The following is a 7,894-nucleotide window of genomic DNA, read 5'->3' as shown; positions in this document are numbered from 1 at the left end:
TCGTCGCGCTCGGCGGTGACCTTGTCGGACAGGGCCGCCTCGATCCCGGCGTCGTGGCCGCGCACGACGCGCACCGGTCCTGTGGCCTCGCGCAGCGCGCCGGCGAGCTCGCGGACGTCGGAGGCCGGGATGCCGTACAGCTTCTCGGCCTCGGTCAGCGAGTTCCGGCGGCCGACCCACAGCTCGCCCTGGCCGTCGAGCCAGAACTCGCCGTTCTCGCGGTTGGAGCGCGGAAGCAGGTAGACGGTGGCGTCGTGCCCCGTCGCGGTCGGCTCCATGACGAGGACGCCGTCCTCCGTCTGGTTGCCGGTGAGGTACGCGTACTCGACGGAGGCGCGGAACGCGTACTCCGTGTCGTTCGAGCGGGTCTTCAGGTTGCCCGCGGGGATCACCAGGCGCTCGCCCGGGAAGCGCGCGGAGAGCGCGGCACGGCGGGCGGCGGTGTGCTCCGCCTGCGGCACCGGCCGCAGGTCGTGCAGCTCGGTGTCGGCCCACCCGGTCTTCATGTTCTCGGCGAGCTCGTCGGAGACACCGGGGTAGAGACCGTTCTTGCGCTGCTTGATCGGCTCTTCCTCCGTCTCCACCAGCTCTTCCGGGGTCTCCGGGTTGAGGGCGTCCGACACGGTCTGCCTCCTGTTTGACGGCTCTGTACGACACGGGGGCCGCCCCCGGCACCTGTCGGGCAAGGGGGGACCTTCTTCATCGTACGGTCGTACGGAAGGCGGCCCAGGGTCGGAAGGCCCTGACCGGAGCGCTCAGGCGGTGTGTGCGCCGCCTCACTCGAACCGTGCCGCGAGAAGCGCCACGTCCTCCTCGCTGTCGGCCGCGTCGAGACCCTCCGGCAGGACCGTGCGCAGCACGTGGTCGGCGACCGCCGCCGGGTCGTCGCGGGCGGCCTTCGGCACGCTCACGGCCGCCGCGTGCAGCTTGGCGAAGGCCCGGTCCATCGCTTCACCGGTGCGGTGCAGCAGACCGTCCGTATAGAGGAGCAGCGTTTCTCCCGGCTCCGGGCGGATCTCCACGCTCGGCGCCTCCCAGCAGGCGAGCATCCCGAGCGGCGCCGACAGGGACGTCTCCACGAACTCCGTGCGCCGCTCGCCGACGATCAGCGGCGGGCTGTGCCCGGCCCCGGCGAGCACGATCTTGCGCAGGGCGGGCTCGCAGTAGGCGAACAGGGCGGTGGCCGAGCGCGCGGGCTCGGTCAGCCGGAGCAGCAGCTCCAGGTCCGACAGGACGGCGACCGGGTCCTCGCCCTCCATCACCGCGTACGCCCGCAGGGAGGCCCGCAGCCGTCCCATCGCGGCGACCGCGCTCGGCCCGGAGCCGGTGACGGAGCCGACCGCGAGGCCGAGGGCCGCTTCGGGCAGCGGCAGCGCGTCGAACCAGTCGCCGCCGCCGCGCGGCCCGGTGTGGTGCCGGGCCGCGAGCTGCACGCCGGCGACGCGCGGCAGCCGCGGGGGCAGCAGCTCCGCGCGCAGGGTCGCCTCGGTCGTGCGGGCGCGGTGCAGCTCCACCAGGCGGGCCAGGTGCTCGGTGGCGTGCTGGACGTAGAGGCCGACGAGATGCCGTCGGCGCTCGGCCGGTTCGGCGGGCTCGTCGTACAGCCAGACCGCCGCGCCGACGCGCCCCGCCGCGTCGGTGACCAGCGGCAGCGCGTAGCTCGCCGCGTACCCGAGGCGGATGGCGACCTCGCGGTGGCGGGGGTCGAGGGTGTCGTCGGCGAAGAGGTCCGGCTGCACGATCTCGGTGACGGGGGGCCGGGGCGCGGGGGTGGTGGCGCCGGTGGCGGCCGCCGGGGCCGGGGTGTCCGCGGCGGCCGTGGTGCCGGTGGACACCGTGCCGGGGAGGGGCGCCGTGGGCAGGGGCGTGGCGGGCAGGGCGGCGGCGGTGGCGTCGAGCAGCCGGCCGAACGACGTGGCCCCGCGCGGCACCGTCTCCAGATGACCGAGGTCGGCGCGGGCGAGGCCGAGGCCGACGGTGGTGTCGGGGCCGAGGCCGTCGGCCGGCTCCAGGACGGCGAGGCCGCGGCGGGCGCCGACCAGGGCGGCTCCGGCGCGCAGGAACTCGTCGAGGGCGCCGTCGAGTGTCGTCGTGCGGGACAGGCGTTCCGTGAGTTCGTGCAGTGTGGTGAGGTCCGAGACCCAGCCGGCGAGGCGGTCCTGGATGAGCGCTCCCGGTGCCGCCTGGGCGTATGAGGCCCCGGGGCCGGGCGGGGCAGTGTGGGCGGGTGGCGGAACTGTGGAATCGATTCCGGCCACTTTCGGGAGGTGAGGGGCGTTCATGGCTGACGGCTTTCCGGCCGGTGCGTATTGCTCAATAGCATCGCAAACCCCCTGTTGTTCTGCGCCGCTAGCAATGTCTCCACATCTACACGCAGTGGAGAGGGGATGTCCAGCATTGTCCTGCGGGGATTCCTGGTGTCCAGTGGTGCGGACGTGAATTCTGCGAACCGTAAGTGATCTTGAAAACTTGGCCGGAAACTGTTGCAGCGAAGGGCATATTGCGGTCGACTGACATTGTTCGAAGGAGCGTCACAGCGGTCGTGATGGGTACGTACTCGGTGATGGCCAGGGGCAGTTGCACCGTGCCCGGAACCTGGCGGCGGACCCGGGCGTCTTAACCCACGTAACCCACGGCGACCGTGCCCCATCCTCCCGTGGCACGGGCGGCAAGAAATACGCGGGACGGCAAACGCCAGGCGCCGCCACCCCACGCCACGTTAACGCTCGGCCCATAGGGGAGCCCCATGCCGCAGGCTGGGGTGTGATGCGCCAGCTTGTACGCACCTGTACGCACTTGCATGCACCTAGTACGCGCACCTCGTACGCACGGCGATAGAGATCCACTCATGGTGTGATGTGGCCCGAAGTGTCCCTCTGCGTGTAACGGAAAGGAACGAGCGCTCATGCGCGAGATCCTCGGAAGGCGACGCAGGCTCCTGTCCTGGCGAATCGGTAGGAAGTCTGGCCAGAGTCCCGCTCTGCTCGGCGCGGCCCTGACGTTCGCGACGGCATGGCACTGGCCCGTGCTGCCGGGCGTCGGCATCGAAGGCCAGGCCAAGCAGGTCAGGCAGGCCAGGCAGGCCAAGCAGGGGGGCCAGGTCAGGCAGGGTCTCGACGCGCTCGCCGGCCGCCGCGCCGCGCGCTGCGCCTGCCCCGATCCCGAGTGCGCGTTCCCCGGCGCCCACCCGCTGGACCCGGGCCTGCTCGCCGCCACCACCGACGGGCGCATGGTGCGCTGGTGGTGGACCAACCGCCCCGGCGCACCGGTGCTCCTGGCCACCGGCGGACGCGCCCCGTGCGCCGTGAGCCTGCCCGCGATGGCGGGCGCGCGCGCCCTCTCCGCGCTCGACGAGGCCGGCATCCGCCTCGGCCCGGTCATCGCGACCCCGGCCCGCGTCTTCATCCTCGTCGCGCCGTATTCGATGGAGCAGTTGGGCGCCCTGCTGTATGCCAAGGACTGGGTCCCCGGCTCCCTCCGTTTCCACGGGGAGGGCGGGTACGTCGCCCTGCCGCCGTCCGAGACGGGCCAGGGCCAGGTGCGCTGGGAGCGCGCTCCGCTCCCCGGCTCGGCGGCGCCCTGGGTGCCGGACGTCCAGGCCGTGGTGGACGCCGTGGTCGACGCCCTCACTCGTACGGGTGTGAGCGCGCCCGAGTTGTAAGGGAATTGGGCGCGGGGCGAACGGGCCGGGGGCGCTTGGTCGTTATCTTCGGGCCATGCACCCGCGCCCGGCCGTGAATCCCCGTCTGCTCGCGCTCCTGGGCGTCGTGGCCGTCGCCGCGCTGTTGCCGCTCGCCGGCGCGTCCGCGGGGCCCGTGCTCCAGGACGCCAAGCGTCCCGCGGCGCCTCCCCCGGAGGGCACGGCCGAGCGCGCCGAGGCCCCGGCTCCGGACTCTGCCCCGGAGGGACGTGCCGGCCTCCTGGAAGGTGTCGGCGAATCGCCGTCCCGGCCGCAGGACACAATCCCGCGCGAGACCACCGCCCGATGCGGCCCCGAACTCTCCACGCCGGACGGCGTCGACGCCCAGACCTGCGTCCTGACCCAGGGTGACGACACCTGGGCGCGTACCTACTACCGCAACGCCACCGGCCGGGCGCTGAAGGCCGTACTGACCCTCATGGGGCCCAAGGAGCGCACCGTGCAGATGCACTGCGCGGTGGGCGCGGAGGACGAGCCGGCGGTATGCGAAACACCCCGGGAGCGCACGGCGGGCGCCGCGGCGGAGTACGCGGCGGTGGCGGAATTCGCGAGCGAGAGCGGCGACGCGCTGCTGCTGCGCTCCGGCAGCAACTAGGCGGCGGCACGGGGCAGTTGAGCATGCGACTTTCCGCCGGGCATGGAAACGCCCGGTTGCTGGCGACGGGGGATGCACCAGCAACCGGGCTACCTGAACGGTAACAAGAGATCGGCGCTTGGCAAATTCGATCTCAGTTATCCGGACAGGGATTTACCTGCATCCAAGGGGAGTTGTGACAGGAGTCACGTGTTCCGAACCGACTGACTGGTGGGTCAGTGACGGCGGGGTGCTCGCCGGGCCGTCCGGCCGGGGGCCGGGGGGCCGGTCCGCGTCCGGCGCTCGCTCAGCTGAGGGTGACCTGGCGGTTGGTGAGTCCGCCGCGCGCCCGCCGCTCCTCCGGCGTGAGCGGCTCCGTCGCCGCGAGCGCCGTCGCGAGCCGCTCGGCGAACTCGGCGGCGGGCCGCTCGACGTCCTTCGCGCCCATGCCGCTCGGCAGGTCCCACACCGGGACGATCAGCCCGTGCGCCCGGAAGGAGCCGACCAGGCGGGTGCCCTCGCCGAGGCTCGACGTACCGGCCGCGTGCAGCCGCGCGAGCGCGTCGAGCAGCTGCTCCTCGGGGTGCGGCATGACCCAGCGCAGGTGGTTCTTCTCCGGGGTCTCGCACCAGTACGCGGCGTCCACGCCGGGGAGCTTGACGGTCGGGATGGCGGCGGCGTTCGCGCGCTCCAGGGAGGCCGACACCTCCGGCGTCGCGTTCTCCGCGTCCGGCACCCAGAACTCGAACCCGGCGTGCACGACGGGCTCGAAGGCGCTCTTCTCGTCGAGCAGGTCCTGCAGCCGCGGCCCCTCGGACGGCGCGCGGCGGCCGGCGACGGGCTGGCCGGGCTCGGTGGTGAGCGCGCGCTCCAGCGTGTCGGCGAGGTCGCGGCTGATGTCGCCGGACGAGGTGTCGTTCTGCAGGCCGAGCAGCACCGAGCCGTCGTCGCGGCGCAGCGCGGGCCACGCCATCGGAAGCACGGTCGCGAGGGTCACGGAGGGCACGCCCTCCGGCAGCCCGTCCTTCAGGGTGAGCTCGACGGTCGCGGCGGGCACCAGCTCGCGCAGGGCCACCCAGTCGCACTCGCCGGGCAGGCCCTCGAAGGGGCGCTGCACCAGCTCGGTCACCGCGTGGGCGGCGGCCCGGCCGTGACATGCCTTGTAGCGGCGGCCCGAACCGCAGGGGCAGGGTTCCCGGGCGCCGACGACCGGGACCTCGTGGTCCTTGAGCTGCGGCTGCTTGCCCTTGCTGCCCTGGTTGCCCTTGGTCTGCGGGCGCTTCTTGGCCATCGTGGGTGTCTCCCGGTTACGGCTCGCTTGCGTACGGGCGCGAGCCTAGCCGTTCACCGGTGGAGGGACTGAGAGCCTGTCGCGTCCCAGCGAGTGCGTCCTGGCGGGCGCGTCTCGGCGGGTCCGTCTCAGTGGGTGCGCCTCAGCCCCCGTCGTCGAAAGGGTCGTTGAACCCCAGGTCGGCTATCGCGGCCGCGGACGGTGCGGCGACGCGCGTAGCGAAATCCTCATGGCGGTGCCCGGATTGCACGAGGGCCCAGACGGTCACCTCGCCGCGGATGTCGTCGCGGACACCCCAGGACTCGGCGAGGGCGGTGATGATGTTGAGCCCGCGGCCGCCGTGGGCCGTGACCGAGGGAGTGGCCGGAACCGGGCGGGTCGGGCCGCCGCCGTCCGTCACCTCGACCGTGAGCCGTCCGGTCTTGTCGACGCGCCATGCGGCGCGCACGTCTCCGTCGTCGCCGCCACCGTCCCCGTTCATCCCCTCGCCCAGCGGCCTGCCGTGCCGGCAGGCATTGCTGAGGAGTTCGGAAAGGATCAGTACGGCATCGTCGATGACCGATTCGGACACTCCGTTGATACGCAGTTGATCGCGCATCCGGTGCCTTGCTTCCCCCACGCCCGCAGGACCATGGGGTACGGCCATGCTCGACGACGCGGGCACCTCCCGTGCCACCACAAACGCCACCCCCGAGACCTCCTTTGCCCCACGCCACGGTGTGGATGCCCCAATGGACTGGACCGGAAACCGGCCAACGCCGGGATGGTGACGCACTCGTCACCATCGAATACGGACCGAACGCGCCGGTGCACTCCCTGTAACGGCGGTCAGCCCCGGCCCAGTTGGGACAGGACCTGCTTCGGGCGGTTGGTGATGATCGCGTCGACGCCGAGGCGGGCGCACAGTTCGACGTCAGCGGGCTCGTTCACGGTCCACACGTGGACCTGGTGCCCGGCCCGCTTGAGCTTGGCGACGTACCCGGGGTGGTTGCGTACGATCCGGATGCCCGGGCCCGCGATCCGCACGCCCTGGGGGAGCCGGCCGTCGCGGTGGCGGGGCGAGACGAACTGCATCAGATAGACGGTCGGCAGGGTCGGCGACGCGGCCCGCACGCGGTGCAGCGAGCGGGCCGAGAAGCTCATGACCCGGATGGGCGAAGGGCCCTCGGCGGGTGGCGCGTCGAGACCGAAGCGCTTGAGCAGATGCAGCAGCCGGTCCTCGACCTGGCCCGCCCAGCGGGTGGGGTGCTTGGTCTCGATGGCGAGCTGGACGTGCCGTCCGGAGGCATTGTTTTCGGCCACGAGCTCCAGGAGCCGCTCCAGCGTGAGCACCGAGGTGTCCGCCGGATCGGGCCCTTCTTCCCAGTCGGGCCCCTCGCCGTCGATGCCCCCGTCCGGGCCCTCCCCGCCGTACCTCCAGGAGCCGAAGTCGAGGGCGGCCAGGTCGGCGAGCTCCAGCGCGGAGACGGCGCCGCGGCCGTTGGAGGTGCGGTTCACCCGGCGGTCGTGGACACAGACGAGATGGCCGTCCGCGGTGAGCCGTACATCGCATTCGAGGGCGTCGGCGCCGTGCTCGACCGCCTTCTTGTACGCGGCCAGAGTGTGCTCCGGGGCGTCCTCGGAGGCTCCGCGGTGGGCGACGACCTGGATGTGGTGCTGTCGTGCGTGGGTCACCGCGTCATCGTGCCATCGCTCGCCGGCTGGGCCTTCCGGATGGGGTGGTTTCGCCCGCCGTGAACGCACAGCATCGGCTTATGGTGCCCTGACAGCCCATGGGAAAAGCTGACTACAGACAAAACTGAACCGATTTGATCGTTTGCTGCTCTCAGGCCGTGACCGAGTACGACAGCGTGGACCGAGGAGAAGAAGCTGTGAGCACCGAGAACGAGGGCACTGAGGTACCCCCGGCCCCGTCCGCACCTCCTGTGCCGGTGGACACTCCCGCTGCTTCCGCCCCCGACGCGCCGGAGCCGACGCCACCGGCTCCGCCGATGTCGGCGGCCCCTTCCGAGCGGTCGGGGCAGACCGCCCCGGCCGATCCTGCCGCCCCCGCCGCTCCCGCCTCCGCTTCCGCCGGAGGGGAGCCGCCCGCGGGACCGGCGCGAACCCCGGCACCCCCGGCGGCCACCCCGGCCCCCGCCCCGAGCGCCCCCGATCCGTACGCCCACACCGCCGCGCACCTGGGCGCGGGCCAGACCGCCGCCGGTCAGGCCCCCTCCGGGCACGCGTCTTCGGGGCACGCCCCCGCAGGGGCCTGGCCCCCGCCCCCGCCGCCGGCCGTGCCGACGTACGCGCAGGGTGGCGGCTGGGGGTCCGGCTGGGGCGCGTC

The 7,894-nt window shown here is 72.8% G+C and carries 7 protein-coding genes and 1 pseudogene; 3 read left to right on the top strand and 5 right to left on the bottom strand.

Features of this window, described 5'->3' with window-relative positions; genetic code table 11:
* Both STRAU_RS24680 and STRAU_RS24675 read right to left on the bottom strand, forming a co-directional pair.
* Positions 1–623, bottom strand: a 623-nt coding sequence (locus STRAU_RS24680; protein WP_037661681.1) for an aminopeptidase P N-terminal domain-containing protein, incomplete at its 3' end; no start/stop codon positions are given.
* A gap of 153 nt (positions 624–776) precedes the next feature.
* Positions 777–2,282 (bottom strand): PP2C family protein-serine/threonine phosphatase, encoded by a 1,506-nt coding sequence (locus STRAU_RS24675; protein WP_052029230.1) that lies wholly within the window; start codon positions 2,280–2,282, stop codon positions 777–779.
* Between the two features lie 623 nt (positions 2,283–2,905).
* Between STRAU_RS24675 and STRAU_RS24670 the strand changes: the two genes are divergently transcribed.
* Positions 2,906–3,661 (top strand): bifunctional DNA primase/polymerase, encoded by a 756-nt coding sequence (locus tag STRAU_RS24670; protein WP_016643107.1) that lies wholly within the window; start codon positions 2,906–2,908, stop codon positions 3,659–3,661.
* Positions 3,662–3,716: 55 nt separating this feature from the next.
* Positions 3,717–4,295 carry a hypothetical protein gene (locus STRAU_RS24665; RefSeq protein ID WP_016643106.1) on the top strand — a complete coding sequence of 193 codons (579 nt, stop codon included), beginning with the start codon at positions 3,717–3,719 and terminating at the stop codon, positions 4,293–4,295.
* A 286-nt stretch (positions 4,296–4,581) separates the two neighbouring features.
* On the opposite strand, the gene STRAU_RS24660 is transcribed toward STRAU_RS24665, so the two are convergent.
* The 3 genes from STRAU_RS24660 to STRAU_RS24650 form a co-directional block, all read right to left on the bottom strand.
* Positions 4,582–5,565 (bottom strand): DUF5926 family protein, encoded by a 984-nt coding sequence (locus STRAU_RS24660; RefSeq protein ID WP_016643105.1) that lies wholly within the window; start codon positions 5,563–5,565, stop codon positions 4,582–4,584.
* A gap of 142 nt (positions 5,566–5,707) precedes the next feature.
* Positions 5,708–6,340, bottom strand: a complete 633-nt coding sequence (locus tag STRAU_RS24655) for an ATP-binding protein (RefSeq protein ID WP_078621449.1) — start codon at positions 6,338–6,340, stop codon at positions 5,708–5,710.
* Positions 6,341–6,393: 53 nt separating this feature from the next.
* Positions 6,394–7,239, bottom strand: a complete 846-nt coding sequence (locus STRAU_RS24650; RefSeq protein ID WP_016643103.1) for a glycerophosphodiester phosphodiesterase — start codon at positions 7,237–7,239, stop codon at positions 6,394–6,396.
* Positions 7,240–7,436: 197 nt separating this feature from the next.
* Here STRAU_RS24650 and STRAU_RS43075 point away from each other — a divergent pair.
* A pseudogene (locus STRAU_RS43075) lies at positions 7,437–7,894 on the top strand (protease); the annotation flags it as partial.

This window comes from Streptomyces aurantiacus JA 4570, assembly GCF_000414115.1.
GTDB classification, from domain to species: Bacteria; Actinomycetota; Actinomycetes; order Streptomycetales; family Streptomycetaceae; genus Streptomyces; species Streptomyces aurantiacus_A.
Note: the sequence above shows the minus strand (reverse complement) of the source record. Positions and strands in the feature narration are given on the sequence as shown.